25 protein-coding genes are annotated in these 24,304 nt (G+C 67.5%); 5 read left to right on the top strand and 20 right to left on the bottom strand.

Annotated features, from left to right (window positions below):
• Window positions 1–336 precede the first annotated feature (336 nt).
• Window positions 337–657, top strand: a complete 321-nt coding sequence (locus tag RZE79_RS26585) for a hypothetical protein (protein ID WP_319357531.1) — start codon at window positions 337–339, stop codon at window positions 655–657.
• 524 nt (window positions 658–1,181) lie between these two features.
• Complete coding sequence (locus RZE79_RS26590; protein WP_319357532.1) at window positions 1,182–1,604, top strand: hypothetical protein; 423 nt, start codon at window positions 1,182–1,184, stop codon at window positions 1,602–1,604.
• A gap of 272 nt (window positions 1,605–1,876) precedes the next feature.
• On the opposite strand, the gene RZE79_RS26595 is transcribed toward RZE79_RS26590, so the two are convergent.
• On the bottom strand, window positions 1,877–3,139 hold the full coding sequence (locus RZE79_RS26595) for a hypothetical protein (protein WP_319357533.1): 1,263 nt from the start codon (window positions 3,137–3,139) through the stop codon (window positions 1,877–1,879).
• 322 nt (window positions 3,140–3,461) lie between these two features.
• Between RZE79_RS26595 and RZE79_RS26600 the strand changes: the two genes are divergently transcribed.
• Complete coding sequence (locus tag RZE79_RS26600) at window positions 3,462–3,914, top strand: helix-turn-helix transcriptional regulator (protein ID WP_319357534.1); 453 nt, start codon at window positions 3,462–3,464, stop codon at window positions 3,912–3,914.
• A 21-nt stretch (window positions 3,915–3,935) separates the two neighbouring features.
• Window positions 3,936–4,328: a VOC family protein gene (locus tag RZE79_RS26605; protein ID WP_099793022.1), complete on the top strand. Its 393-nt coding sequence runs from the start codon at window positions 3,936–3,938 to the stop codon at window positions 4,326–4,328.
• Between the two features lie 63 nt (window positions 4,329–4,391).
• Here the strand turns inward: RZE79_RS26605 and RZE79_RS26610 are convergent, their stop codons facing one another.
• The 18 genes from RZE79_RS26610 to badH form a co-directional block, all read right to left on the bottom strand.
• Window positions 4,392–5,348, bottom strand: a complete 957-nt coding sequence (locus RZE79_RS26610) for a WG repeat-containing protein (RefSeq protein ID WP_319357535.1) — start codon at window positions 5,346–5,348, stop codon at window positions 4,392–4,394.
• A 62-nt stretch (window positions 5,349–5,410) separates the two neighbouring features.
• The gene (locus RZE79_RS26615; RefSeq protein WP_319357536.1) at window positions 5,411–6,445 is read right to left on the bottom strand and encodes a phosphotransferase; all 1,035 of its coding nucleotides are present in this window, start codon (window positions 6,443–6,445) and stop codon (window positions 5,411–5,413) included.
• Window positions 6,442–7,251 (bottom strand): enoyl-CoA hydratase-related protein, encoded by an 810-nt coding sequence (locus RZE79_RS26620; protein ID WP_319357537.1) that lies wholly within the window; start codon window positions 7,249–7,251, stop codon window positions 6,442–6,444. The genes RZE79_RS26615 and RZE79_RS26620 overlap by 4 nt, the downstream gene beginning before the upstream one ends.
• A gap of 40 nt (window positions 7,252–7,291) precedes the next feature.
• Window positions 7,292–8,509, bottom strand: a complete 1,218-nt coding sequence (locus RZE79_RS26625; protein WP_319357538.1) for an ABC transporter substrate-binding protein — start codon at window positions 8,507–8,509, stop codon at window positions 7,292–7,294.
• A 67-nt stretch (window positions 8,510–8,576) separates the two neighbouring features.
• Window positions 8,577–9,860, bottom strand: a complete 1,284-nt coding sequence (locus RZE79_RS26630) for an acyl-CoA dehydrogenase family protein (RefSeq protein WP_319357539.1) — start codon at window positions 9,858–9,860, stop codon at window positions 8,577–8,579.
• 3 nt (window positions 9,861–9,863) lie between these two features.
• Window positions 9,864–10,244: a DUF6285 domain-containing protein gene (locus RZE79_RS26635; RefSeq protein WP_319357540.1), complete on the bottom strand. Its 381-nt coding sequence runs from the start codon at window positions 10,242–10,244 to the stop codon at window positions 9,864–9,866.
• Window positions 10,244–11,266 (bottom strand): phosphotransferase family protein, encoded by a 1,023-nt coding sequence (locus tag RZE79_RS26640; RefSeq protein WP_319357541.1) that lies wholly within the window; start codon window positions 11,264–11,266, stop codon window positions 10,244–10,246. The genes RZE79_RS26635 and RZE79_RS26640 overlap by 1 nt, the downstream gene beginning before the upstream one ends.
• Window positions 11,256–12,284, bottom strand: coding sequence for a branched-chain amino acid ABC transporter permease (locus RZE79_RS26645; protein WP_373696511.1), 1,029 nt, complete (start codon window positions 12,282–12,284; stop codon window positions 11,256–11,258). The genes RZE79_RS26640 and RZE79_RS26645 overlap by 11 nt, the downstream gene beginning before the upstream one ends.
• Window positions 12,285–12,288: 4 nt before the next feature.
• Entirely contained in the window at window positions 12,289–13,161 is an 873-nt protein-coding gene (locus RZE79_RS26650; RefSeq protein ID WP_056577629.1) for a branched-chain amino acid ABC transporter permease, read from the bottom strand.
• A gap of 13 nt (window positions 13,162–13,174) precedes the next feature.
• Entirely contained in the window at window positions 13,175–13,894 is a 720-nt protein-coding gene (locus tag RZE79_RS26655; RefSeq protein ID WP_319357542.1) for an ABC transporter ATP-binding protein, read from the bottom strand.
• Window positions 13,891–14,709: an ABC transporter ATP-binding protein gene (locus RZE79_RS26660; protein WP_153281997.1), complete on the bottom strand. Its 819-nt coding sequence runs from the start codon at window positions 14,707–14,709 to the stop codon at window positions 13,891–13,893. The genes RZE79_RS26655 and RZE79_RS26660 overlap by 4 nt, the downstream gene beginning before the upstream one ends.
• A gap of 91 nt (window positions 14,710–14,800) precedes the next feature.
• Window positions 14,801–15,979 (bottom strand): acetyl-CoA C-acetyltransferase, encoded by a 1,179-nt coding sequence (locus RZE79_RS26665; RefSeq protein WP_319357543.1) that lies wholly within the window; start codon window positions 15,977–15,979, stop codon window positions 14,801–14,803.
• Between the two features lie 117 nt (window positions 15,980–16,096).
• Window positions 16,097–16,873, bottom strand: a complete 777-nt coding sequence (locus tag RZE79_RS26670) for an enoyl-CoA hydratase-related protein (protein WP_319361305.1) — start codon at window positions 16,871–16,873, stop codon at window positions 16,097–16,099.
• A 10-nt stretch (window positions 16,874–16,883) separates the two neighbouring features.
• On the bottom strand, window positions 16,884–17,909 hold the full coding sequence (locus RZE79_RS26675; RefSeq protein WP_319357544.1) for a tripartite tricarboxylate transporter substrate binding protein: 1,026 nt from the start codon (window positions 17,907–17,909) through the stop codon (window positions 16,884–16,886).
• Between the two features lie 42 nt (window positions 17,910–17,951).
• The gene (aliA, locus tag RZE79_RS26680; RefSeq protein ID WP_319357545.1) at window positions 17,952–19,622 is read right to left on the bottom strand and encodes a cyclohexanecarboxylate-CoA ligase; all 1,671 of its coding nucleotides are present in this window, start codon (window positions 19,620–19,622) and stop codon (window positions 17,952–17,954) included.
• Between the two features lie 48 nt (window positions 19,623–19,670).
• Window positions 19,671–20,822, bottom strand: coding sequence for a cyclohexanecarboxyl-CoA dehydrogenase (aliB, locus tag RZE79_RS26685; RefSeq protein WP_319357546.1), 1,152 nt, complete (start codon window positions 20,820–20,822; stop codon window positions 19,671–19,673).
• A gap of 19 nt (window positions 20,823–20,841) precedes the next feature.
• Entirely contained in the window at window positions 20,842–21,633 is a 792-nt protein-coding gene (badI, locus tag RZE79_RS26690) for a 2-ketocyclohexanecarboxyl-CoA hydrolase (protein ID WP_095947987.1), read from the bottom strand.
• Between the two features lie 34 nt (window positions 21,634–21,667).
• Window positions 21,668–22,435, bottom strand: coding sequence for a 2-hydroxycyclohexanecarboxyl-CoA dehydrogenase (gene badH, locus RZE79_RS26695; RefSeq protein WP_056577609.1), 768 nt, complete (start codon window positions 22,433–22,435; stop codon window positions 21,668–21,670).
• A gap of 135 nt (window positions 22,436–22,570) precedes the next feature.
• Between badH and RZE79_RS26700 the strand changes: the two genes are divergently transcribed.
• Window positions 22,571–23,080 carry a MarR family winged helix-turn-helix transcriptional regulator gene (locus tag RZE79_RS26700; RefSeq protein WP_101490414.1) on the top strand — a complete coding sequence of 170 codons (510 nt, stop codon included), beginning with the start codon at window positions 22,571–22,573 and terminating at the stop codon, window positions 23,078–23,080.
• 21 nt (window positions 23,081–23,101) lie between these two features.
• Here RZE79_RS26700 and RZE79_RS26705 read toward each other — a convergent pair whose 3' ends face one another.
• Entirely contained in the window at window positions 23,102–24,259 is a 1,158-nt protein-coding gene (locus tag RZE79_RS26705) for an acyl-CoA dehydrogenase family protein (protein WP_319357547.1), read from the bottom strand.
• Window positions 24,260–24,304: the final 45 nt, after the last annotated feature.

Genomic DNA, 24,304 nt, shown 5'->3' on the forward strand with positions numbered 1-24,304 from the left:
GAGGCTCGACAGGGCCGGATGATAGGTTGGCAGGTCTGCGAATCCACTCTCGCAGGAGCAGCATTGGCCATGGCTATACTGCGCCGGTCACGTCTACACAGGGCGTGATCGGGATTGGCCTCCCGCTGAAATCACTGCGACGTAAAAGCCGCAGCCACCCCGCAGGGTCTGCGGCTTCGTCGTTCGTGCTTCCTGTTTTAGGCGGCTCGATGGGCGGGCGCAAGCCCGGCCGGTTTCACGCAAGTGGTTTCCCGGTAGGCCAACCCGTCGAGCCGCCGCCTCCGATTGGCCTCGGGTGCGTCGGTTTCAGCAAACCGAAACCCTTGGAGGCCATTCATGGCTGCATCTGCATCTCCTCGCGCGTCCGCGCACGCGTCTTCGCTTCCTGCATCTTCTGAAGAAACCGCCAGTGCCGAATCGCTCGCCCTGCAGGCGTGTGACGACGTCGACAGTCTTCATGCGGTGCAACGTGCCTACGCGTGCATCGAAAAGCTCATCGTTCCGCAGCGTGTGGGGGATACGGAAGAAGTCTTTCCGACGCGCACTGAACTGGGGGCGTTGGTGCGGTTGGTGAATGAGGAACTGCAGCGGCGGATCGAAGCCGCCGACGCAACGACTCAGTCACTGCGTGCCGTTGTTGAAGGCGGTGTGCGATAGGTCGCTTCGCCCCTCCGAGATGAAATCTTCCGCGAGATAGCCACTAGTCTTTAAGGCGAGGCACGCCAGTTCAACTGACGAAATCTAGCGCTCAACGATGGAAACGGGCATATCGCATTTCGAGTTGGGAAGGCAGAATCCGACCAACACTAAGCATTCGAACCAGGGACTAGTCTCGGCCACAATCTTCTTGGCGCGAGCAGCGCCTCCGATGCTGACGAATCGACACTCGAAGCAACGCGCGTTTGAAGTACTTGATCCCCTTTTGAAATAGTTCGATCCATCCCATGCCCGTTCGATATCGACTTGCGTTGTGCTGTGTTGCAGCGCTTTCCGCTGGATGCTCCTCCATCCCGGACTATCAACAACCCGAGGGAGAAAGTGCAGCCAAGTTGCGCGTTGTCGTTCCCAATCCGGAGCAGTTTGCGCTTCGTCTTGCAACGGTCGATCTAACTACATGCAAGCCCGCCGCCGATATCGGTTGGGTTAGCGGAGGCGCAAGGGTTGATACGGCACGAGTGGGCATGCTCGACACTACGATGCCGCGAGATGGCGTCCTTGAGAGGCGAGTTGCACCAGATCGTCCGATGGCGGTCATGCCGTGGATGACCGTTGCGCTGCTCGATGCAGTAACAATCCTCTTCTCGATGAATCCGGCTACGCACGGGGCTATTCAGAAAGCCCAGGCAGGCGTCTGCGCAGTGCCGGTCTTTTCCCCAAAGCCTGGCGAAGAGTATGAGTTGTCGATCAAGATGGCAGCGGGCGGTAGGTGCGCCATAACGCTCAGCTTGCTCTCGATCGATGAAGGAAAAGTCTCACGCACCCCTGTGAAGGAGACGGGCTGGGTATCGCTCCCAGCGGGAATGCTTCCAGCAGAAAAAAAACTGATGGAATGCGACAAGAAGCAACCGCAAGCCACTGCATCTTCGGCATCACGAGCTGCTTAGTGAACGACTGCTCCGTGGCAATGTGTACTGCCGCTATGGGGCCCATCAGCGACATCCGCGCCCTTTAACTCGCCGCCCAGAATCGGCCTGTCGGCGTTGTCTTGGCCATTTGAAATTCAAATGCCCTGGGTGCATAGAGGCAACAAGGGCCCTTATCTCGTTCCTGCCCCTCAATCTTCCATTCGAAAGGTATGGGGCCTCTTTACAGTGGCATCGATGGCGCAGTTTCGCTGCTGCCCAGCTTGCCCGACGTACCAACCAGCTGAGGCGCTCTACTCCAGCATCCCTGCCGCTCTTAGTGGGCTGCGGAAGCTTGCATGCCAGAGAGGGCTGTCTTCGTTCAAGAAGAAGTTCGTTGTTCCGCCCGAATCCGTGCTGCCATCGACAGAGGGAAAAAGGCCGCCTCTGCTGCTGAACACGACACCGACGATGTGGCTCGGAGCACGATGGAGGAAGCTGCCAACTCCGAGTTTCAACCGCGATGGTTGCTTGCTCGCGTCGCTGTCTTGTTCGTGTATCGACAGCAACTGATCTGCGTCGACGCCTTGCAATGCTACCCAGAACAAGGCGCCACGATTGGTGGTGAATTGTCGTGCCGCGGATTCGTCGAGGGTGGCAAACACCTGATCCAGCACATCGTCCTCAACTGCACTTTGCATCACGAACATCAGCATGCCCCCTGCAGGGGTCCTGTACACGGCTGCTTCGCGGTTGTCAGTTCTTGTCGCGGCGCTAATGGCCTTACGCAACTCCATGCGGCCCTTGTTCTCTGCCGCTTCGATCTTGGCAGGATCGAAGGGCTCAATGCGCACTTCCGCGCCTCCGCCCAACATCGCGCCGTTCCCAGCCACGATTCGAGCAACGACTTCTCTCGCGAGTGCAATTCTTTCCCCTGCGTCTACTGGCAAGCGATATGGAACGGTCAGCACAACCGCAAGCCCCGAGCGCAGGCTCTGCGCAACGCCGACCAAGTCTTTCCAAAGCTCGCCCCAGAACGCCAGCGCTTCATGGCGATGGATGCGACGACCCTTGCTTTCGGAGATGGACTTGCATTCGACCTCGAGCCCGTTGGGGCCGAGATCTTCGACCAAGAGATCAAAAGAGTCCCCGTCGCTCGTTCTGTGCCAAGCCACACGTTGTCCTCGACGGGCAAAGTGGGTCGCTGCCTGAAGTTCCAAGGCCAGACCCTGCATGTTCCCGGGACTGCTGAAGGCGTTTCGGACCCGTTTGACGAATGCTTTGGCCTGCTTGGGGGTGCTCCTTTCCATGACTCCGAGTACCTGTACCGCGAAGCCCATAGACGGAAAAATGCTTGGGTCGTTGCAGACATCGTGTGGCACCGTGCCAAACGCCGTGACCAGTTTTCGCAGCCGATCCAACTGGTATGCGATGGCGTACTCCGAATGTAGGTAGTCGCGGAGAAAGTGGTTAGACCGAATAGCCTCTTCCTGCCGTGCAACGGCACCTTGCCAGTGTGCCGCACCAATTGCGCTCGCGATGCGCCGGTACACCCCGGGCACCTCCGCTGTCGTCATCTCAGTAGCTGGCACGATATCGCCTCTTTCTTGCTATTCGGTCAAAAGCTGGGCTACCAAACTGGCGGGCTCGAAAGCTGACCGTCACAACAGTCAGCTCATGGCCGATAGCGCCACCCCGAATCCTCGCACGGACCACTCAACCCGATAAGCGCAGTTTTTTCAAACGGCGCGGCAAGCATCCATCGGCATCGGGAATTCGGGATTCAACGAAGAAATTCGCAGCTCTTTGAGGCTCCAACACCTGTTGCCCCACAAACGACGGCATCCGCCTACAGTAGGCACCCTCCATTTGTGTCCCCAAATTGAGCACAATCCCCCCATGCCAAATATCGCCTCCATCCTCAAAGCCGAAATCTCCCGTGTCGCTCGCAAGGAAGTGCGAGCGGAGATCGAAACCCTCAAGAAGGCCTCCGTCGCGCACCGGGCATCGATTGCCGACTTGCGCCGTCAGGTGAGCGCGCTTGAAAAAGAATTGCGCAAGCTCGCCAAGGGCTCCGCGCGTCAGGCGCCGGCCGCAGCTGCCGGTGCTGCGGGCGACGACGCCGACGCAGGCGGCCCCAAGCGCCGCTTCAGTGCCAACCGGCTGGCCGCGCACCGCGCCAAGCTCGGGTTGTCCGCTGCGATCTATGGGCAGCTGGTCGGCGTGTCGGGCCAGACGATCTATCACTGGGAACAAGGCAAGGCGCGCCCGCGTGCGGCGCAGCTGGAGCGACTGGCCACGGTGCGGGAACTCGGGGCGCGCGAGATTGCAGAGCGGCTGGAAGCGCAGTAAGTAAGCAACGCGCCCTCACGCATGAAACTCGGCTACACCATCGTCTACGTTCCCGACGTCGCCCAATCGCTGAAGTTCTTCGAACAAGCCTTCGGCCTGCCCACGCGCTTCCTGCACGAATCGGGCACTTACGGCGAGCTTGAAACCGGCGAGACCACGTTGTCCTTTGCCGCGCACGCACTCGCCGATTCCAACTTTCCGGGCGGGCATGTCGCCGCCTCGGATTCCGCCCAACCGCTGGGCATGGAGCTGGGCCTCGTGACGCCCGACGTGCCCGCCGCGCACAGCCGCGCGCTGGCGGCCGGCGCCACGCAGCTGTCGGCACCAGTGACCAAGCCCTGGGGACAGGTGGTCTCGTACGTGCGCTGCCCCGACGGCACGCTGGTCGAGCTGTGCTCGCCCATCGGCGGCTGACGGGCGCCCTGCCCCGCTAGCTAGCTAGCTAGCTAGCTAGCTAGCTGGCTGGCTGGCCGACGCCTACCGGGCATAGCTGCCGATCCACGTGCCGGCCTTCGTGATGTAGCCACGGACGCCATCGCGCACGACATCGAGCACCTGCGGATCGAACGACAGATCGATGTCGTCGTACACCGGATCGATGACCACCTCGCCCGTGGCATCGATGCATCCCCATTTGTGGTTCGTGTGCAGAAAGACGGCGAATCCTGCATAGCAAAAGCTCGACAGGTCATCGAAGACGGGGTCGATCGCCACATTCCCGGCCGTGTCGATGAAGCCCCATTTCTCCCCGACGCGGACTTTGGCGAGTCCGTTCTTGGCGAAGCCGGCAGCCTCCACATAGCGGGCTGGAATTCGGGGTTCACCGTTCGCGTCCATGTAGCCATGGCGATGATTACCTCCCTTGAAGGTCGCCAGCCCGCACGCATCGAACTCACCGAATGTCTTGAATGCCGGGCGCAGCACTTCCTTGCCGGTGACGTCGATGAATCCGGTGAAGTCGGCGCGCCGGGCCTTGGCAAGGCCATTGGCCGCGAACGCACCGATCCCGTCGTAGAGGGTCGGAATCACCAGCCCCCCGCGGATGTCAATGCATCCGCAGGTGCCTTCCGGGGTCCGGATCGTCGCGAGGCTCGAGTCGTCGAACGAGCGGGCGTATTCGAAAACCGCTGTGAAGACCTTGTGGCCCTTGGCATCCACGAAGCCGTGCTGAAACAGCTGTTCCCGGTCGAGGATCACCTTGGAGATGCCTTGGCTGGAAAAATCTTCGGCCTGATGGAACGACGGGCCGACCACGGTGCGACCCGTTCGATCGATGAACCCGATGCCGGTTTCGCTTTCGACATCCAATCGCGCAACCGCAAGGCCGTTCGTGGCAAAAGGCCCGACGTCGTGGAACTGCGGAGGAACAACCGTCTCCCCTCCGACATCGATAAAGCCGAAGAGGCCGCTCGTGGCGGATCTGATGAGAAGCATGGACTCTTTCGCTGTGCCGAGGGACAGCCGAAATGATACGGAGACTTCTCAGGTGCAGCGTTCTAGTCGATCAGCGCCACCGCCCGCCGCGCAAACCCCGCGGCCTGCGCCCCCACCTGCACCGCATCTGCCGCCGCCGCGCTGCCGCTCTTGGCGCGCGCGGCGATGCCTTCGAGGATCACGGCGAAGCGGAACAGCGAGAACGCCAGGTGAAAGTTGGTCACCGGCTCGGCGCAGCCGCCGGCCTGCTGGTAGTGGGCGATGTACTCGGCCTGCGTGGGGATGCCTTCGGCCGCGAGGTCGATGCCCTGCATGCCTTCGAACTCGTCGGCGCCGGTGTGCCAGGCCATGCAGTTGTAGGCCACGTCGGCCAGCGGGTGGCCCAGGGTCGACAGCTCCCAGTCGAGCACGGCGATCACGCGCGGCTCGGTGGGGTGGAACATGAGGTTGCCGAAACGGAAGTCGCCGTGCGCGATGGTGGTCTGGTCGCCCGGTGGAAGGTTGGCGGGCAGCCAGGCGATGAGGCGGTCGATGTTGGCGTCTTCGCGCGTGCGCGAGGCTTCCCACTGCCGCGTCCAGCGCGCGATCTGGCGCTGGAAGAAGTTGCCGGGGCGGCCGTAGTCGGTGAGGCCGACGGCGGCAAGGTCGACGGCGTGCAGGCGCGCCAGGGTCTCGGCCATGGCGAAGTAGTAGGCGCGGCGCTCGGCGGGCGCGATGCCGGGCAGCGCGTAGTTCGACAGCACGCGGCCTTCGAGCTTGTCCATGACGTAGAAGGGCGTGCCCACCACGGCGCGGTCGTCGCAGTACAGCACGGTGCGCGGCACGGGCACGTCGGTGCCGGCCAGCGCGCGCAGCACGCGGTACTCGCGGTCGACCGCGTGGGCCGAGGGCAGCAGCTCGCCGGGCGGCTGCTTGCGCAGCACCAGCGCGCGGTTGTCGAAGTCGACGAAGAAGGTGGGGTTCGACTGCCCGCCGCCGATGCGCGCCAGGCGCATCGGGCCTTCGAGCTCGGGCAGCGCCTGCCGCAAATAGCGCTGCAGGCGGTCGGCGTCGAACTCGATGCCCGCCGGGGCCGTTGAATCGGTGGCCCCGCTCATGGCCGACGGAACACGGGCTCGCGTTTCTCCATGAAGGCCTTTACGCCTTCGGCGAAGTCGGGCCGGTCGATCAGCTCGCGCTGGCGCTCGGCCTCGTGGCGCATCTGGCCGACGAGCGACTGGCTCGCGGCCGATTCGTACACGGCGCGGATCTCGTGCGCTGCGTGCGCGGGCAGGCGCGCGAGCCGCTGTGCGACGGCCACGGCCTGGGTGCGCAGTTCAGCGTCGTCCACGCAGGCCCACACGAGGCCCCATTGCGCGGCCTGTTCGCCCGACAGGCGCTCGCCGAGCAGCGACATGCCAATGGCTCTTGCGCGGCCCACGAGCCGTTCGAGGAACCAGGTGGTGCCCAGGTCGGGCACGATGCCCAGGCGCGGCATGAAGGGCAGGTAGAAGTAGGCGGAGCGCGCCACCAGCACGACGTCGGCGGCCAGCGCCACGCCCACGCCGGCGCCCGCGGCGGGGCCGTTGATGGCGCTCACCACAGGGAAGGGCATGCTGCGCAGGTCTTCGATGAGGCGGTTCGACGTCGCCTCCATTGCATCGGCCGTGCGCTGGCCCAGGCTGCCGGGCGCGCTGGCGTCCATGCTGCCGAGGTCGGCGCCCACGCAGAACGATTTGCCGACGCCGGTGAGTACCACGGCGCGCACCTCGCCTTCGTCGCGCAGCTGCGCGAGCCGCTGGCGCAAGGCCTGCTGCAGCGGCACGGTGAGCGGGTTGAGCCGCTTGGGAATGTTGAAACTGAGGATGGCGACGTCGCCGTCGCGCTCGTACAGAAGGGGGTCCTGGTCGTCAGGTGGGCTCATGGGTGGGCTCCGAAGGGCGTGAGTAGAAAAAAAAAGGGGTTCACTTCATGTTCAGCGCGGGCCCGACCGGGTCGAGGTCCACGCCGTTGAAGCGCACGGGCTGCATGGAGGCGTAGGCGTGCAGGTCGGCGGCCGAATTGGCCATGGCCACGCCGGGCAGCAGCATCGAGATGCGCGGGCTCTTGAGGGTGCTGGCGGCCACGCGCACGCTCTCGCGCGTGGGGTTGGCGCCGGCCTCGCGCAGCACGTGTGCCATGAGCTGCGCGACGATGTAGCCCGACACGCCGCTGCCGTTGCTCGGGTCGACGCCGCTGGCGTGGGTCTTGAGCAGCTCGAGGTACTCGAGCACCTCGGGGTCGCGGCTCCAGCGCGGGCTCATGGGCTCCTTGTAGACGGCGAGCGCGACCACGCCCTTGGCCTTGTCGGCGCCCGCGGGCTCGAAGGCCATCTTCACGGAGGCGGCGGCAAAGTTGAGGTACCGGTCGGGCGTCCAGCCCACGTCGGCGACCTTGCGGATGGCCTGCGCGGCGGTGCGCGCGGTGGCGGCCATCACGAGCACGTCGGCGCCCGACGACTTGAGCTGCACCACCTGCGAATCGACGGTGGGGTCGGTCACCTCGAAGGTGGCCTGCGCCACGATCTTCGCCTTGCTCTGCTTCGACAGGCCTTCCTGCAGGCCCTTGAGCACTTCGCGGCCGAGGTCGTCGTTCTGCATGAGCACGGCGATCTTGGCATCGGGCCGGTTCTCGATGATGTGGCGCGCGAACACGCGGCCCTCGCCCTGGTAGCTGCCGAGGAAGGGCACGGTCCACGGGTACCTGGCAGCGTCGTCGAACTGCGCGGCGCCCGACTGCACGAAGAGCTGCGGCACTTTCTTGGCGTTCATGTAGCGCTGAATCGCCATGTTGGGCGCGGTGCCCAGGTTGCCGAAGAGGGCGAGCACCTGGTCTTCCTCGACGAGGCGGCGCGCCACCTCGACGGTCTTGGGCGGCGAGTACTGGTCGTCGTAGATCAAGAGGCGCACCTTGCGCCCGTGGATGCCGCCCTGCTCGTTGAGTTTCTTGAAGTAGGCCTCGGCCACCTTGCCGACCACCGAGTAGCCCGACACGGGCCCCGACAGCGGCATGGGCATGCCCAGCACGATCTCGGCGTCGCTCACGCCGGCTTCGGGCTTCTTCTGGGCCAGGGCGGGCAGGCTGATGCAGAGCGTGGCCAGGCCGGCGGCCAATGCGGTGCGGCGGGAAAGCGGATGAACCATGTCGCGTGTCTCCTTCTGTGTTGCTGAGTGGCCGGCTGGCCTGCATCGTCAGTCGTCGGAAAGCGGTTCAGGCCGTGGCCCGGTTCGGCCCCATGTAGCCGAAGAGGTGGCCTGCCACCTTGCGCATCTGGATCTCTTCGGAGCCCTCGGTGATGCGGTAGCGGCGGTGGTGGCGGTAGATGTGTTCGAAGGGCTTGTGGCGCGAATAGCCGATGCCGCCGTGCACCTGCATCGCGCGATCGGCGGCCTCGCACACGAGGCGGTTGGCCCAGTAGTTGCACATCGAGACCTTGTCGGACAGCTGCTTCTCGACCTGCGGCTTGGGCACCTGGTCCATCTGCCACGCGGTCTTGCGAATCAACAGGCGCAGCATCTCGACCTGCGTGGCCAGCTCGACCAGCGGAAACTGGATGCCCTGGTTGCGCGCCAGTTCCTCGCCGAAGGGCTTGCGCTCTCGCGCGTACTTGACGCTCTCGCGCACGCAGTAGTCGGCGGCGCCCAGGCTCGACGCGGCCTGGCGGATGCGGTTCTCGTGCACGAAGTGCTGGGCAATGGCCAGCCCGCCGTCGAGCGGGCCGAGCACGGCGGCTTCGGGCACCCACACGTTCGTGAAGCTCACGCGCGGGTGGTCGGTGGGCATGTTGAAGGTCCAGAGGTACTCCTCGATCTTCACGCCCTCGGCCTTCGCGGGCACGAGCAATGCGCTGATGCCGCGCGGGTCGCCGTCGCGTCCGCTGGTGCGTGCGAACAGCACGCAGTGCGTGGCGGTGTGCATGCCGGTGGTCCACATCTTTTCGCCGTCGATGCGAAAGCCGGCGCGGCCGTGGCGCGCCTCGGGCACGGCACGCGTTTCCATGTGGGTGGCGTCGGAGCCGTGCTGCGGTTCGGTGAGGCCGAAGGTGAGGCGCACGCGCTCGTCGAGCATGCCCTGGATGAGTTCGTCGCACTGCGCGGGCGATCCGAAGTCGCGAATGGCGAGCACGAAGGGGTTGTTGGCGACGATCGAATGCTCGTTCTGCAAGTCGTTGTGCAGGCCCAGGCCGCGCGCGGCAAAGTGCTCGCGGATCACGGCCATCCAGAGGTTGCTGCCGTCGCGCCCGCCGAACGCGGTGGGCAACCCGAAGCGCAGATGGCCCGCGCGGTCGGCGCGGCGGCGCGCCTCGGCCAGCAGCGCTTCCCACTCGGGGCGTGGCAGGCCGCCGTTCTCGAAGTCGGTGCGGGCCCATTCGCGGCGGTGGTCGAAGAAGCGTTCGTTGTCGTCCTGCGCCTGCAGCGGCGCGATCTCGCGGTCGATGAAAGCGTCGAGTTCGGCGAGGTAATCGACGAGGTCGCGGGGCAGGTCGAAGTCCATGGCTCAGTTTTCCTTCTTCTTCGTCGTGCCGGCGGCGTAGCCGGGCTGGTCGATGGCGAGCTTGTCGCGCGTGGTCTGGCGCAGGTGCTCGATCAGGCCGGGCGTGGTGGGGTCGAGTTCGCCTGTGGCGATGCGGGTGCAGAGCAGGCGGTTGGCATCGGCCAGATCGACGGGTGCGCCGGGGCCCAGCAGTGCGTGAAGTCGCGCCAGCTCACTCGCCTGCGCGAGCGGGCCGAGCTGCACTTCGCGCCGCACGATGTCGAGCGTGTTCGCCGCCACGCGCGCGTGGAACGCGACCTGCCCTTCGGTGGCCGGCACCACCTGCTCGCGCAGGAAGGCGGCGACGGCCTCGAGCAGCTCGGCGATGTCGGGGCGGTCTTGCATCAGGCGGCCTCTTCCTCGGGTGCGAGCAGGGCCAGCAGGTCCGACTCGGCCTCCGACGCGCGGCGGCCGATGGCGGCCTTCTCGACATCGCGCTCGCGGCCGCTGAGCCAGGCGTGCACCATGGCTTCGCAGACGATGCCCCACTTGAGCGTGCCCAGCACTTCCCACCAGCGCACGCGTTCCGCATCGACCTGCCCGCCTTCGGCGGTGTAGCCCTCGAACAGTTGCTCGCGCGTGCCGAAGCCGCCCACGGGGAACGCGCCGTGGCCGAAGCGCCAGGAGCGCACGCACATCCAGCCGAGGTCTTCCATGGGATCGCCGAAGTGCGCAAGTTCCCAGTCGAGCACGGCGCGCAGGCCCTCCTCGCCGACCATCAGGTTGCCGTTGCGGAAGTCGCCGTGCACGAGCACCGGCGCGGGCACGTCGGCCGGTGCGTTCGCGCGCAGCCAGCGGAACGCGAGTTCGAACACGGGGCGCGCGGTGCCGTGGCTGCGGTGCAGGTCGATCTGGAAGTCGAGTTCCGCGCGTGCGGCGGCCGTGCGCAGCCGCGGCAGGTTGTGTGCGGGCAGTCGATGGATGCGCGCCATGGCGGTGCCGCACTGGCGCGCCAGCACGCGGCGCGCGCCGGCCAGGCGTTCGTCGCGCACGATGCGGCGGCCCAGGGTTTCGCCCTCGATGCGGTCCATGACGAAGCCTTCGCCGAGCCCGTCCGCCGGCTGCAGCACATGGCGCACGCCGGGCACGGGCACGCCGCCTGCGCGTGCGGCTTCGATGAGCTGCGCTTCCGCAGCGAGGCCCGCAGTGCCCAGGGCGCGCGCGCCGCTGGCATCGGCGGCGCGGCGCAGCACCAGCGGCTGCGTATGCGCACGGCCTGCGCCGGTGGTCGTCACATCGAAAGCCCAGGTCTGCTGGCTGGCGCCGCCCGAGAGCCGGCGCACGGCCTGCACCGCATGGCCACCGGACACGAGTTGCCCGGCCAGCCGCTGCAGTGCGTTCGCGATCAGCGTCGCGTCATCGTGCACGGGCGACGCGTGCCTGGAGCTTGCGCAGCAACCCGACCACGCCGCCGGGCATCGCGAACATGAAGGCGATCAGCACGACGCCGTACACCGCCCATGGCGCGGCCTTGGAGACCTTCTCGGCCAGCGAGGGCACGAACATGATGAAGAGCGCGCCGAAGATCGCGCCGTACAGCGTGCCCACGCCGCCCACCACGATGCCCACCAGCAGCGAGATCGACAGGAACAGCGTGAACGAATCGGGCGCCACGAACTGCACGGCAATGGCCGACAGCGCACCGCCCACGCCGGTGTACGCGGCCGAGACGCCAAAGGTCATGGCCTTGTAGTGGCTGTTGTCCACGCCCATCGCCTCGGAGGCCATGGCGTGGTCGCGGATGGCGCGCATGGCCCGGCCGCTGCCGCTTTGCAGCAGGTTGTGGGCGATGAAGAACATCACGACCGCGACGAACAGCGAGAACAGGTAGAGCCACTGGTCTTCGTTGAGCGGCAGGCCGAAGGGCGCGGCGGGCTTCATGAGCACGATGCCCTGCACGCCGCCGGTCCAGGCCTCGAGGTGCTTGTACTTGAGCAGCTGCGGCATCGCCACGCCGAGCGCGAAGGTGGCCAGCGCCAAGTACAGCCCTTCGAGCTTGAGCGCGGGCCGCCCGAACAGGTAGCCGACGACCAGGCACACCACGGCCGCTGCCGGCACCGTGAGCCAGTACGGCACGCCCGCATGCTCCATGAGGATGCCGGTGGTGTAGGCGCCAATGGCATAGAAGGCGCCGTGGCCGAGCGAGATCTGCCCGTTGTAGCCCGTGAGGATGTTCAGGCCCAGCAGCGCGATCGCGTACGAGATCACCATGGTCGCCTGGAACAGCTGGTAGCCGCGCGCCACGAAGGTGATGCCGATGGCCAGCACGATCAGCAGGCCGACCCACATGAGCGGCGAGCGCGAGGGCTTGGCGGCGCGTGCGCTGGCCGATGCAGCGAGCGGTGCCATGACGGTCGGCAAGGAGGAGGCTTGAGGGGAGTTCATGCGATCAGACTCGAGTGACCAACTTGCGGCCCATGAGGCCGGAGGGCTTGACGATGAGCACGCCGACGATCAGCACCAGCGCCACCGACAGCTTGAGTTCGGTACCCACCACGTAGGTGCCGATGAGGTTCTCTAGCACGCCGACGATGAAGCCGCCGAGCACCGCGCCCACGGGGCTGTCGATGCCGCCGATGAGTGCACCGGCAAAGGCGTAGAGCAGCACGCCAGTCATCATGTGCGGGTCGAGAAAGACCACGGGCGCGACCATCATCCCGGCCACCGCGCCGATGGCGCCGGCCAGGCCCCAGCCCAGCATGAGCATGCGCCCGACGTTGATGCCCACCAGCCGCGACGAGGCCGCGTTCTGCGCCGCAGCGCGCATCGCCAAACCCAGCGGCGTGAAGCGGAAGAACGCGAACAGCAGCAGCACGACCAGCAGCGTGACGCCGATGGCGCCCATTTCGTGCGCCGACATCATCGCGCTGCCGAACCACGCGTCCGACGGGAACGGGCTCGGGAACTGCTTGATGGTGTAGCCGAAGAGCCATCCCGCCAGGCTGTGGAAGATCACCAAGAGGCCGATGAACACCACCACCACCGACAGCGCGGGCTTGTCGTGCATGGGCCGGATGACGGTGAACTCCACCACGGCCGCGAGCACGAAGGACAAGGCCACCGTCGCAACGAAAGCGGCCCAGTACGGCAGGCCGGCCTGCATGAGGCTCCAGGCGATGAAGGTCGAGAACATCGCCATCTCGCCCTGCGCGAAGTTGATGTGGTGCGTGGCCTGGTAGATCATCACCAGCGCCAGTGCAACGCTGGCGTAGATGCCGCCGGTGGCCAGGCCCGCCAGCAGTTGGTGCAGGAATGCGTTCATCGGTGTGAGGCCCTTATTCGCCGAGATACGCTTTGCGCACGGCGTCGTTGCGGCGGATTTCGGCGGCGGTGCCCGAGAGCACGATGCGGCCGGTTTCCAGGAGGTAGGCCGAGTCGGCCAGGTCGAGCGCGAGCTTGGCGTTCTGCTCCACCAGAAGAATCGACACGCGCTCTTCCTTGTTGATGCGCCGCATGATCGAGAAGATGTCCTTCACGATGAGCGGCGCGAGCCCGAAGGACGGCTCGTCGAGCAGCAGCAGGCGCGGCTTGCCCATGAGCGCGCGGCCGATGGCGAGCATCTGCTGCTCGCCGCCCGACAGCGTGCCGGCCTGCTGGGCACGGCGCTCGCGCAGGCGCGGGAAGTAGCCGAACACGCGCTCCATGTCGGCGTCGATGCCCTCGCGGCTCGCACGGGCGTAGGCGCCCAGTCGCAGGTTCTCCTCGGTCGTGAGGCCCAGGAAGGTGCCGCGCCCGTCGGGCACGTGGCCCACGCCGGCCTTGGCGATCTGCTCGGTCGAGCGGCCGTCGATGCGCTGGCCGGCCAGCATGATGCGGCCCTCGGTGCTCACCATCATCTGGCACAGCGCGCGCAGCGTGGTGGTCTTGCCGGCGCCGTTGGCACCCAGCAGCGCCACGACCTGGCCCGCGGGAATGTCGAGGTCGATGCCCTGCAGCACGCGCGTCGGCCCATACGCCGCATGCAGACCGCGCACCTCAAGAATGTTCGTGGTCATGCCATGGCCTCCGCTTCTTCTTCCTCACCCAGGTAGGCACGGATCACCTCGGGGTGCGCGCGCACCTCGGCCGGCGTGCCCTCGGCGATCTTCTTGCCGAAGTTCAGCGCCACCACCTGGTCCGACACGCCCATCACGAGGCTCATGTGGTGTTCGACCAGCAGCACCGTCACGTTCAGTCGATCGCGGATGTCGCGGATCAACGTGCCCAGGCTTTCGAGTTCTTCGTGGTTCAGGCCGCAGGCCGGCTCGTCGAGCAGCAGCAGTTGCGGCTCGGCCGCCAGCGCGCGTGCCAGCTCGACGCGCTTCTGCGTGCCGAAAGGCAGGTCGGCCACTTCGCGTTCGGCCACGGCCTCGAGGTCGAGAAAGTGGATCAGCTGGTCGGCCCGCGCCCGCGCCTGCGACTCGATGGCCGCCACGCCGGGCAACCGGAAGGCGTTGCGCAGAAAGCCCGCGTGGTGCTTGCTGTGGCAACCCACCAGCACGTTGTCGCGCACGGTCATCGTGCGAAACAGCGCCAGGTTCTGGAAGGTGCGCCCGATGCCCAGGCCCGCCATGCGGTGGCGCGGCAGGCGTGTGAGCGGATGGCCGTCGAACTCGATGCGGCCGGCGCTGCACTCGTACAGGCGCGAGAGACAGTTGAACAGTGTGCTCTTGCCCGCCCCGTTCGGTCCGATGAGGCCGCAGATCTGGCCCCGCCGCACGTCGAACGAGACGCCATCGAGCGCCACGATGCCGCCGAAGCGCACCGACACCGCGTCGATGCGCAACAGGGGGGTGTTCGTCTTGTCTCCGCGATCGTTGTCATGAATCATGCGTCGATCTCTTTTTGTGAGGGAACGGAAAAGGTCAGCGCCGCCCCCGCGGGCGCTGCCAGGTTGGCGGCGCAAGGGCCGCCCGGCTTCGTCAGAGCCGCTCTACGATGGTCACGTTGGCCATGCCGCCGCCTTCGCACATCGTCTGCAGGCCGTAGCGCTTGCCGCGCTGGCCCAGGGCGTTCACCAGCGTGGTCATCAGCTTGGTGCCCGAGGCGCCCAGCGGGTGGCCCAGCGCAATGGCGCCGCCGTTCACGTTGATGCGGGCCGGGTCGGCGCCCAGCGCCTTCAGCCAGGCGATGGGCACGGGCGCGAAGGCTTCGTTGACTTCGTACAGGTCGATGTCCTCGATCTTCATGCCGGCCTTTTGCAGCGCGCGCTGCGTGGCGGGCAGCGGGGCCTCGAGCATGATGACCGGGTCGTGGCCCAGCACGCTCATGTGATGGATGCGCGCCAGCGGCTTCACGCCCAGCGTCTTCAGGCCGCGCTCGTTCACGACCATGAGGCCGCTGGCGCCGTCGCAGATCTGGCTGGCGGTGGCCGCCGTGCAGCGCCCGCCTTCGGCGATGAGCTTGACGCCGGCGATGCTCTCCAGCGTGGCGTCGTAGCGGATGCCTTCGTCGGTGGTGTGCAGCTCGCCGGTCTCGGTGCCATCGGCCATGCGCACGGCCACGGGCACGATCTCGCGCTCGAAGTGGCCGGCCTTGGTGGCGGCGATGGCGCGGTGGTGGCTTTCGAGCGCGTAGCGGTCGAGCGCGTCTTTCTCGATGCCGTAGTTGCGGGCGATCATCTCGGCGCCCGTGAACTGGCTGAACTGGATGCCGGGGTAGCGCTTTTCCATGCCCGGGCTCACGTAGAAGCCCAGGTTGTTCTTCAGCGGCAGCGTGGTGGGCAGGCCCATGGGCACGCGGCTCATGCTCTCGACGCCGGCGGCGATCACGATGTCCATCGTGCCCGACATGACGGCCTGCGCCGCGAAGTGCAGCGCCTGCTGCGACGAGCCGCACTGGCGGTCGACCGAGGTGGCGGGCACCGACTCGGGCAGGCGCGAGGCCAGCACCGCGTTGCGCGCGATGTTCGAGGCCTGCTCGCCGGCCTGGCCGACGCAGCCCATGATGACGTCTTCGATCAGCGCGGGGTCGGCGTCGGTGCGCTCCACGAGCGCGTTGAGCACCTGTGCGGCCAGGTCGGCCGGGTGCCATCCGGCGAGGCGGCCGTTGCGGCGGCCTCCGGCGGTGCGCGCGGCGGCGACGATATAGGCTTCGGGCATGTGAAATCTCCGGTGATGGGTTCGGTTCGACAGTCCAGCGCATTGTTGGCGCCGCGCCGCCGCACAGCGTCGTCGGAACCGACGATTTTGGGCGCCATGCCGCGCGCCCTCACCCTCTCAGCGGTGGCCGAACACGGGCGGGCGCCGCGCCAGGAACGCCTGCAGGCCTTCGCGTGCATCCTCGGTGGCAAAGCGCGCGTGCAGCTGGCGCCGCTCGAACAAGATGCCCTCGGACAGCGACGATTCCCACGCCCGGTTGACCGACTCCTTGATCGCCACGAGCGCCGGCAGCGAGTAGCCCGCGATGCGCGCGGCCAGCGCCAGGGCCTCGGGCATGAGCGCCTCGGGCGCGACCACGCGCGACACCAGGCCGTAGCGGTCGGCCTCGGCCGCATCGAGCACGCGTGCGGCCAGGCACATCTCCATCGCCTTGGCCTTGCCGATGGCGCGCGGCAGGCGCTGGGTACCGCCGGCGCCCGGCAGCATGGCGAGCTTGATCTCGGGCAACGCAAAGCGCGCCGATTCGGCGGCCAGCACGATGTCGCAGGCCAGCGCCAGCTCGCAACCGCCGCCGTAGGCAAAGCCGGCGACCGCGGCGATCACGGGCTTGCGCACGCGGCGGATGGTCTCCCAGTTGCGGGTGATGAAATCGTCGCGCACCACGTCGGCGTAGCCCCAGTCGGCCATCGCCGCGATGTCGGCACCGGCGGCGAAGGCGGTGTCGCCGCCGGTGACGACGATGGCGCCGATGCCCGCGTCGGCGTCGAAGGCCAGCAGCGCGGCGCCGAGGGCGTCCATGAGCGCGTCGTCGAGCGCATTGAGCTGGCGCGGGCGGTTCAGGGTGATCACGCCGACGCGGCCGTCGACATGGGTGAGCACGGGAGCGTCGGGCATGGTCATGAACTCAATCCACCACGATCTTCTGGCGCGCGATGAGCGCGGAAAGCATGGCGCCTTCGTCGGCCAACAACTTGCGGAACTCGGGCGTGCTCATGGCGATGGGCTCCGCGCCCAGATCGCCATAGCGCGACTTGACGCTCGGCAGGGCCAGCGCCTTGCCGAGCTCGGCGCTCATGCGGGCCAGCACCTCGGGCGGTGTGCCGTTGGGCGCCCACATGCCGAACCAGATGTCGAGGTTGGCGCCCGGGAAGCCCTGCTCGCCCACGGTGGGCACGTCGGGGAAGAAGGGCGAGCGCTTGGCGCTCACGATGCCCAGCAGCTTGGCCTTGCCGGCGCGGATGTGCTGGAAGGCGATGCCGGGGTCGCAGACGAAATCGGCCTGGCCCGAGAGCACGTCTTGCAAGGCCGGCGCGGCGCCGCGGTAGGGCACGTGGGTGACCTGCGTGTCGGTGGCCTGCTTGAACAGCTCGCAGGCCAGGTGCGGCGGCGTGCCCGCGCCGGCCGAGGCGTACGAGAGCGTGCCGGGCTTGGCCCGCGCCAGCGTGACCAGCTCGCGCACGTCCTTCGCGGGCAGCTGCGGCTTGGCGACGAGGTACATCTGCGTGCGCCCGACCGTGGCCACCGGCGTGAGGTCGCGCGAAGGCAGCAGGCTCGCCTTGAAGAGCGAGGGGTTGGCGGTCTCGACCGAGGTGGGTGCGATGAGGAAGGTGTGGCCGTCGGGCGCGGCGCGCACCACCTCGGAGGCCGAGATGTTGCCGCTGGCGCCGGGCTTGTTGTCGATCAGCACGGTCTGGCCGAGCGACTCCGACAGCGACTGCGCGAGGATGCGCGCCATCACGTCGGTGCTGCCGCCGGGCGCAAAGCCGACGACCACGCGGATGGGCTTGGACGGCCAGGCCGCAGCCCCGGTGGGCGTGGCGGCGGGCGCCTGCGCCCAGGCCGCGTGACCGGCGAGTGCGAGGCCACCCAATGCGGCCACGGCGCGGCCCAGCCGCCGGCCCACGCCGGCGGCGAATTGCTTCTGTTGCATGTCTTGTCTCCGTTGTTGTGTCGAAAGGATCGGCAGGTGCGCTCAGGCGGCCGGGGCGCCCGATTCGTCCGCGCGCAGCAGGTCGCGCAGCTTGAACTTCTGGATCTTTCCGGAGGGCGTGGACGGCATCGTCTCGCGCACCACGAGGCGCTCCGGGATGTACTGCAGCGCCACCTTCTCGGCCTTGAGGAAGGCAACGATCGACGGCAGGTCGACCTGCCGCCCCGGCTTGGGCACCACCACCGCGCAGGCGCGCTCGCCCAGGCGCTCGTCGGGGTAGGCGACCACGGCGGCCATGGCCACGTCGGGGTGGCGGTACAGCAGCGACTCGATCTCGACCACGGGAATGTTCTCGCCGCCGCGAATGATCACGTCCTTGGTGCGCCCGGCGATGCGCACGTAACCGCGCTCGTCGATGCGCGCGAGGTCGCCGGTGTCGAACCAGTCGGCCGCGTCGGTGCCGTTGAGCTGCGGGCGCTTCAGGTAGCCGCCGAAGTTGGAACACGCGCGCAGCATCAGCTTGCCGATCTCGCCCGCCGGCAGCGCGAGGCCGTCGACATCGACCACCTTGAGCTCGACGCCGGGCAGCGGACAGCCGTCGGTGTGGATGGAACGCTCGTCGTCGTCGTCCAGCCGCGTGAGCGTGACGGCGCCGTTCTCGGTCATGCCCCAGGCCGACACGATCTTGGCGCCCAGCGCCTGGCGGGCCTGCTCGACCAGCGCGCCCGGAATGGGTGCACCAGCGCAGAGAAAAGCGCGCAGCGTGGGCACGGCCATGCCCGACTCGGCCACGGTCTTCGACAGGTCGGACAGGAAGGGCGTGGACGCCATGGTGAAGCTCACGCCCTCGGCGTTGATCGACGCGATGGCCTGCTTCGGTTCCCAGATGTCCTGCAGCACGACCGAGGCCTGCAGCAGGATCGGCATCATGAGCCCGTACATGAAGCCGGTCTGATGCGCCATGGGCGAGGCCATGAGCACCACGTCGCCGGCGCCCAGACCGAGCCGCTGCGCGTAGGGCACGATGTTCGCCATGGTGGTGTTGGCCGAGTGCATCACGCCCTTGGGCTCGCCGGTGGTGCCCGAGGTGTAGATGAGCTGGGTCACGTCGTCGGGGCCGGGCCGGTGCTGCTGCAAGATTTGAGCGGCATCGGGCGCCTGCTCCCAGGCAGGGCCGGCCAGCAGCGCCTCGAAGCTGTTCGCGCCGCTGCCGCCGACCACCACCACCTGCGCGAGGTCGGGCAGGTCGGCCTGCAGGCCCATGGCCATCTGCGCGAAGTCGAAACCCCGGAAACGCGACGGCACGATCAGCACCTTGGCCGCGCCGTGCCGCAGCATGAACGACAGCTCGCGCTCGCGGAAGATGTGCATCAGCGGGTTCATCACCGCGCCGATGCGCGAGCAGGCCAGGTAGGTCAGCGTGAACTCCCACCAGTTGGGCAGCTGGCAGGCCACCACGTCGTTGCGGCCCACGCCCAGCCGCGCCAGGCCCACGGCGATGCGGTCGGCCATGCGGCCCAGCTCGCGGTAGGTGAAGCGCACGGTGGCAGCGTCGCCCTCGCCATCCTTCACGCGCACCGCGGTGAGCGCCACCTTGTCGGGGCAGGCGGCAATGCAGGCGTCGAGCGCATCGTTGATGGTGCGGTCGTGCCACAGGCCCTGGGCCACCATGCGCGCGCGGCGCGGGGGCAGCAGTACGGCGTCGAATTCCATGATGTCTTGTCTCCTCTTGTTGTGCGAACCGGAAAGCCAGGGATGCGACTACGCGGGCACTGCCGAGCGCCCCGCACGCGTGCGAGCGACGATGGTCTTCATGATCTGGGCCGTGCCGTCGCCGATCTGGAAGCCCAGCACGTCGCGCAGGCGTTGCTCCATCGGCCCGCGGTCGTAGCCGCCGTGGCCGAACATCAGCAGGCACTGGTGGATGGCGTCGTAGGCCAGCTTGGGGCCCCACCACTTGCACATGGCGGCCTCGGCGGTGTGCGGCGCGCCCTTGTCCTTGAGCCACAGGGTCTGCAGGCACAGCAGGCGCGCGGCCTCGATCTGCGTGTCGAAGTCGGCCAGCGGATGCGACACGCCCTGGAAGGCCGACAGCGGCTTGCCGAAGGCCTCGCGCTGCGCGACGTACTCCCAGGTTTCTTCCAGCGCCACGCGCGCCACGGCCAGCACCTGCAGCCCGATGAGCGCGCGCGAGAAGTCGAAGCCCTGCATGACCTGCACGAAGCCCTTGTTCTCTTCGCCCAACCGGTGGTCGACGGGCACGCGCACGTTCTCGAAGAACAGCGAGCCGCGCCCGATGGCGCGCTGGCCGTGGCAATCGAAGCGGTTGCGCGTGACGCCGGGCAGGTCCATCGGCACCAGCAGCGCGGTCACGCCGTGGGCGGCCGATTCGAGGCTGCCGGTGCGGCCGAACACCACGGCCGCGTCGGCCTGGTCGGCGGCCGAGATGGAGGTCTTCTCGCCGTTGAGCACGTAGTGATCGCCCACGCGCTCCACGCGCAGGCGCAGGTTGGCGGCGTCGGAACCGCCGCGCGGCTCGGTGAGCGCAATGGCGAACAGCGCCTCGCCCTGCGTGAGCTTTGCCAGCCACGGCGCCACCACTTCGGGCCGGCCGTGCTCGCAGAGGATCTGGCCGTTGAGCGAGGCCAGCAGGTTGATGTAGCTCAGGCTCAGGTCGGCGCGGGCGATCTCTTCGTGGATCACGCCGGCGGCCAGGCAGCCCAGGCCCTGGCCGCCGTGGGCCTCGGGCAGCTCGGGCGCGATGAAACCCATCTCGCCCATCTCGCGCATCAGCGTGCGGTCGAGCACGCGCGTGGCGTCGCGCTCCAGGAAGCCGGGCGCCACGCGCCCGGTGGCAAAGCGGCGCGCATGCTCGGCCAGCGTCGCCAGGTCGTCGTCGATGTACGGGTTCATCGCGGTGTGTCCGGTGCGGCTACTTGGCGTACTTGCGGAACTCGGGCTTGCGCCGTTCCTGCAGGGCCGCAACGCCCTCGCGCGACTCTTCGGTGTCGTAGTACAGCTTGAGTGCGTACATGCCCAGGCCTGCAATGCCGGCCTGGTGCGCGGTGTCAGCGTTGAAGCTGCGCTTGGCAATGGCCAGCGCGGTGGGGCTGCGCTCGCAGATTTCCTCGGCCCACTTCTGCACCTCGGCATCGAGCTGCTCGTGCGGCACGACGGCGTTGGCCAGGCCCATGGCCACGGCCTCGGCGCCGCTGTAGCGGCGGTTGAGGTACCAGATTTCGCGCGCCTTTTTCTCGCCGACCACGCGGGCCAGGAAGGCGGTGCCGTAGCCCGGATCGACCGAGCCCATCTTCGGGCCGACCTGGCCGAACACAGCCTTCTCGGACGCGATGGTCAGGTCGCAGATGGTGCACAGCACGTTGCCGCCGCCGATGGCAAAGCCCTGCACGCGCGCGATGACGGGCTTGGGCACGTTGCGGATGGCGTCGTGCAGCTCTTCCATCGGCAAGCCGATGGTGCCGCGACCGTCGTAGTTGCCGTTGTGGGCCGACTGGTCGCCGCCGGTGCAGAAGGCTTTCTCGCCGGCACCGGCCAGCACGATGGCGCCCACGCCGCGGTCGTAGCCCGCGCGGTTGAGCGCGCGGATGATCTCGTCGCAGGTCTGGCCGCGGAAGGCGTTCATCTTCTCGGGGCGATTGATGGTGATCCACGCCACGCCGTTGCGCACGTCGTAGAGGATGTCTTCGAAGTCGGGGGATGCCATGTGTGTCTCCTGAAAGGTGTCTGGTGTGTGGGGTTCAGCCGTTCATCGTCAGGCCGCCCGAGACGCTGAGCACCTGCCCGGTCACGAAGGCCGCGTCGTCGCTGGCGAAGAAAAGAATGGCGCCCGGCAGGTCGTTCGGCTGGCCGATGCGGCCCAGCGGAATGGAGCGCGTGAAGGCCTCCATGAGCTTCTCGGGGTTGCCCGCGCCTTCCTTGTATTCGGCGAAGAGCGCGGTGTCGGTCGGGCCGGGGCACACGACGTTCACGGTGATGCCGTGGCGCGCGTGCTCGCGGGCGATGGTCTTCGAGAACGCCACGAGCCCGCCCTTGCAGGCCGCGTACACCGCCTCGCCCGACGAGCCCACGCGCGCCGCGTCGGAGGCGATGTTGACGATGCGCCCCGCCTTGCGCGCGGCCATGCCGGGCAGCACGGCGTGGTGCATGTGCAGCGCGCCGGTGAGGTTGATGGCGATGAGCTTGTCCCACTGCGCGGGCTCGGTCTTGGTGAAGGGCTTGAACACGTCCCAGCCGGCGTTGTTGACCAGCACGTCGACCGGGCCGAAGCGCTCCACCACGGCGGCCACGGCCGCATCGACGCCGGGGCGGTCGGTGATGTCGCAGCGGAAGGCCTGCGCCTGGCCGCCGTCGGCGCGGATCTGCGCGGCCACCGCTTCGGCGGCCTCGAGGTTCATGTCGAACACCGCCACGCGGGCGCCGTCCTGGGCGAAACGGCGGCTGGTGGCGCCGCCGATGCCGCCACCGCCGCCGGTGACGATCACTGTCTTGTCCTGAAATCGCTGCATCTGGTTCTCCTGGGGTGCGAGGGCTTGCTATATCGTTGGGCCGTTGGGCGCCGCTTTTTAGGCATTTACGTAAATACGTTGACGTATTATTGAATGCCGCAGTGGCGTCGCGCAAGCCTTTCCGAAAGAAAAAACATGCCAAACACTAGTGAAAACACTGACGCAGCACGCATGGCGCTGGCAAACCGGGTGTTCTTCCGCCTCTATCAATGCGCAAACATGTTGCATAAAACAGGCAGCCGCGCGGTCGAGGCCGAGGGCCTGACGACGCAGCAATGGGCCGTGCTCGGCGCGCTGTCGCGCGACGAGGCCGTGGGGGGAATGAGCGTGGGAGACCTGGCGCGCTACCTGAAGGTCAGCCGCCAGAACCTGTCGGGCCTGGTCAGCCGCATGGAGCGCGACGGGCACGTGACGACCGCACCCGACAGCCGCGACCGGCGGTCACGGCTGGTCACGATGACCGGGTCGGGGCAACACGTCTGGAAGGTGGAGGCGCAGCCGAAGATCTACGCCTACTACGAGCAGGTGCTTGACGGGTTCTCGGTGAACGACGTCACGCACACCCTGCACTACCTGCTGAAGCTGCTCGACAACATGCAGCGGGTGGACGATGCGCAGGGGGGAGCGGAAGAGCCGGCGGAATGACGCCGGCCCCCGCAGCCTGAATCAGGCCTTGGCGAGGCGCTTGGCCATGCTCCAGCGATGGACCTCCGATGGGCCGTCATAGATCCTGAAGGCCCGCATGTCGCGGAAGATGCGCGCGGCCACGGTCTCGTCCGACACGCCGCTCGCACCGAGGATCTGCACCGAGCGGTCGACCACGCGCCACTCGGCCTCCGAGCACAGCACCTTGGCCACGCTCGACTCGTGCCGGCCCTTGCCGCCCTGATCGAGCACCCACGCGCAATGCCAGATGGTCAGGCGCGAGACGTGCAGGTCCATGTCGTTGTCGGCCAGCATGAAGCCCACGCCTTCGTGCTCCACCAGCGCATGGCCGAAGGCCTGGCGGCGGCGGGCGTAGTCGGTGGCGAGTTCGTGCACGCGGCGCGCCGCGCCGAGCCAGCGCATGCAGTGCGTGAGGCGCGCGGGCGCCAGCCGCACCTGCGCGTAGCGAAAGCCCTCGCCGATGGCACCCAGCACGTCGGCGGCCGGCACGCGCAGGCCGTCGAAACGCACCACGCCGTGGCCGCCGGTGAAGCAGCTGTCGAGCGCGTCGATCTGCCGCTCGACGACAATCTCGGGCTGGTTCATGTCGGCCAGGAACATGGTCGACGAACCGTCTTCCATGCGCGCCATGATGATCGCGAAGCCCGCGCCGGTGGCGCCGGTGATGAACCACTTGCGCCCGGTGATCACGTAGTGGTCGCCGTCGCGCACGGCCACGGTCTGCATCATCGACGGGTCGGAGCCGGCGCCGGGCGGCGGCTCGGTCATGCAGAAGCACGAGCGCACGTGGCCGTCGATGAGCGGCTGCAGCCAGCGCGCCTTCTGCGCCGGCGTGGCGACCACTTCCATCAGGTGCACGTTGCCTTCATCGGGCGCGTGGATGTTGAGCGCCACCGGGCCGAGCGGCGAGTAGCCCGCCTCCTCGAACACGATGGCCTTATCGACGTGCGACAGGCCCAGCCCGCCGTGTTCCTTCGACGCATGCGGCGTGAGCAAACCGGCGCGGCGTGCGCGCGCCACCAGCTCGTCGCGCAGCGCCTCGGCGGGGCCGTGCGAATCCTGCCGGGGGTCGGATTCGAGCGGCATCACCTCTTCGGCGATGAAGCGGCGCGTTCGTTCCTGCAGGTCGAGCTGGGCCGGGGTGAGGCTGAAGTCCATGGGGGACGCTCCTTCTTTCTCTCTGTGGATTCAATGAAGACAATG

This window comes from Variovorax sp. EBFNA2 (assembly GCF_033802765.1).
Lineage (GTDB): Bacteria > Pseudomonadota > Gammaproteobacteria > Burkholderiales > Burkholderiaceae_C > Variovorax > Variovorax paradoxus_H.

What these genes read in the sequence shown, in the direction of transcription:
- RZE79_RS26595 (WP_319357533.1), bottom strand. Translation starts at nt 3,139, where the DNA reads ATGACGACAGCGGAGGTGCCCGGGGTGTACCGGCGCATCGCGAGCGCA.
- RZE79_RS26665 (WP_319357543.1), bottom strand. Translation starts at nt 15,979, where the DNA reads ATGCCCGAAGCCTATATCGTCGCCGCCGCGCGCACCGCCGGAGGCCGC.
- RZE79_RS26585 (WP_319357531.1), top strand. Translation starts at nt 337, where the DNA reads ATGGCTGCATCTGCATCTCCTCGCGCGTCCGCGCACGCGTCTTCGCTT.
- RZE79_RS26670 (WP_319361305.1), bottom strand. Translation starts at nt 16,873, where the DNA reads ATGCCCGACGCTCCCGTGCTCACCCATGTCGACGGCCGCGTCGGCGTG.
- RZE79_RS26655 (WP_319357542.1), bottom strand. Translation starts at nt 13,894, where the DNA reads ATGACCACGAACATTCTTGAGGTGCGCGGTCTGCATGCGGCGTATGGG.
- RZE79_RS26620 (WP_319357537.1), bottom strand. Translation starts at nt 7,251, where the DNA reads ATGAGCCCACCTGACGACCAGGACCCCCTTCTGTACGAGCGCGACGGC.
- RZE79_RS26700 (WP_101490414.1), top strand. Translation starts at nt 22,571, where the DNA reads ATGCCAAACACTAGTGAAAACACTGACGCAGCACGCATGGCGCTGGCA.
- RZE79_RS26625 (WP_319357538.1), bottom strand. Translation starts at nt 8,509, where the DNA reads ATGGTTCATCCGCTTTCCCGCCGCACCGCATTGGCCGCCGGCCTGGCC.
- badI (WP_095947987.1), bottom strand. Translation starts at nt 21,633, where the DNA reads ATGGCATCCCCCGACTTCGAAGACATCCTCTACGACGTGCGCAACGGC.
- RZE79_RS26675 (WP_319357544.1), bottom strand. Translation starts at nt 17,909, where the DNA reads ATGCAACAGAAGCAATTCGCCGCCGGCGTGGGCCGGCGGCTGGGCCGC.
- RZE79_RS26600 (WP_319357534.1), top strand. Translation starts at nt 3,462, where the DNA reads ATGCCAAATATCGCCTCCATCCTCAAAGCCGAAATCTCCCGTGTCGCT.
- aliB (WP_319357546.1), bottom strand. Translation starts at nt 20,822, where the DNA reads ATGAACCCGTACATCGACGACGACCTGGCGACGCTGGCCGAGCATGCG.
- RZE79_RS26630 (WP_319357539.1), bottom strand. Translation starts at nt 9,860, where the DNA reads ATGGACTTCGACCTGCCCCGCGACCTCGTCGATTACCTCGCCGAACTC.
- RZE79_RS26660 (WP_153281997.1), bottom strand. Translation starts at nt 14,709, where the DNA reads ATGATTCATGACAACGATCGCGGAGACAAGACGAACACCCCCCTGTTG.
- RZE79_RS26590 (WP_319357532.1), top strand. Translation starts at nt 1,182, where the DNA reads ATGCTCGACACTACGATGCCGCGAGATGGCGTCCTTGAGAGGCGAGTT.
- RZE79_RS26610 (WP_319357535.1), bottom strand. Translation starts at nt 5,348, where the DNA reads ATGCTTCTCATCAGATCCGCCACGAGCGGCCTCTTCGGCTTTATCGAT.
- RZE79_RS26605 (WP_099793022.1), top strand. Translation starts at nt 3,936, where the DNA reads ATGAAACTCGGCTACACCATCGTCTACGTTCCCGACGTCGCCCAATCG.
- RZE79_RS26645 (WP_373696511.1), bottom strand. Translation starts at nt 12,284, where the DNA reads ATGAACTCCCCTCAAGCCTCCTCCTTGCCGACCGTCATGGCACCGCTC.
- aliA (WP_319357545.1), bottom strand. Translation starts at nt 19,622, where the DNA reads ATGGAATTCGACGCCGTACTGCTGCCCCCGCGCCGCGCGCGCATGGTG.
- RZE79_RS26705 (WP_319357547.1), bottom strand. Translation starts at nt 24,259, where the DNA reads ATGGACTTCAGCCTCACCCCGGCCCAGCTCGACCTGCAGGAACGAACG.
- RZE79_RS26650 (WP_056577629.1), bottom strand. Translation starts at nt 13,161, where the DNA reads ATGAACGCATTCCTGCACCAACTGCTGGCGGGCCTGGCCACCGGCGGC.
- RZE79_RS26615 (WP_319357536.1), bottom strand. Translation starts at nt 6,445, where the DNA reads ATGAGCGGGGCCACCGATTCAACGGCCCCGGCGGGCATCGAGTTCGAC.
- RZE79_RS26635 (WP_319357540.1), bottom strand. Translation starts at nt 10,244, where the DNA reads ATGCAAGACCGCCCCGACATCGCCGAGCTGCTCGAGGCCGTCGCCGCC.
- badH (WP_056577609.1), bottom strand. Translation starts at nt 22,435, where the DNA reads ATGCAGCGATTTCAGGACAAGACAGTGATCGTCACCGGCGGCGGTGGC.